At 60.6% G+C, this 729-nt stretch carries 1 protein-coding gene and 1 pseudogene; both read left to right on the top strand.

The genetic code is table 11. The features are described 5' to 3' along the window. A pseudogene (locus ILFOPFJJ_RS31995) lies at positions 1-277 on the top strand (hypothetical protein); the annotation flags it as partial. A gap of 214 nt (positions 278-491) precedes the next feature. Then, the coding region (locus tag ILFOPFJJ_RS36355) for a DUF5372 family protein (protein WP_312032770.1) at positions 492-729 on the top strand (238 nt) is incomplete at its 3' end.

Here is a 729-nt window from a genome sequence, read left to right as displayed (position 1 = left end):
TCTTCAACAGCCCCCGGGTCCACTTCATGCGCAATGCTCTGGCGCATGCCGGCAAAAGCGGTCGGCGTGTCGTCTCCGCCTTCATCGCCACCGCCTCAAGCGGCGCACCGAGGTTGTCGGCATCTTACCCAACGATGACGTCCGCCTCGTCGGCGCATTGCTGCTCGAACAGAACGACGAGTGGGCTGTCCAACGCGCCAGATACACGACGCTAGAAACCATCACACAGATGAGCGATGATCCCGGCCCATGCCGAAGTCCCAGCGTGGATGTTTGACCGGTTTGTGAGTGCGAGTTGGCGCAGCATGCCGATCCCGCATGTTGAACTCGCCAGTCTGCATGCTTTGGCCAGATTGGCCCAAGAGGCTGGCGCCCCATTACAATCCGCGGCGATGGGCGCAGCATTGGTCTCTCACGAAGCGAGTCGGAGAAATGTCCATGCCACGCCAGTTTAGGCGCGTTGGAACAAGGCGCTCGCTCGTGTCGGCGGAATCGAGAGTAAGATAACGAACTGCAGTCCTGGACTTGAAAGAAGGGCAAGGTCGAAAGGCCGTTTCGCGACACTCAAGCGCGTAGAGTTCGAGGGCACCCACCCGTTCCATCCGTGGCGCGGCCAGCGCTTCGTGTTGTCGACACGCAAGCAGAACTGGGGCGAGGACCGCGTCATGTTCTACGTAAGCGCCGTCTCCGCCCCATTGGATAGGCTGTATTTTGAGGCTGGCCGGGCGT

This window comes from Sinorhizobium psoraleae, from assembly GCF_013283645.1.
Lineage (GTDB): Bacteria > Pseudomonadota > Alphaproteobacteria > Rhizobiales > Rhizobiaceae > Sinorhizobium > Sinorhizobium psoraleae.
The sequence above is the reverse complement of the archived record's forward strand: the minus strand, read 5'-3'. Positions and strand labels throughout refer to the sequence as shown.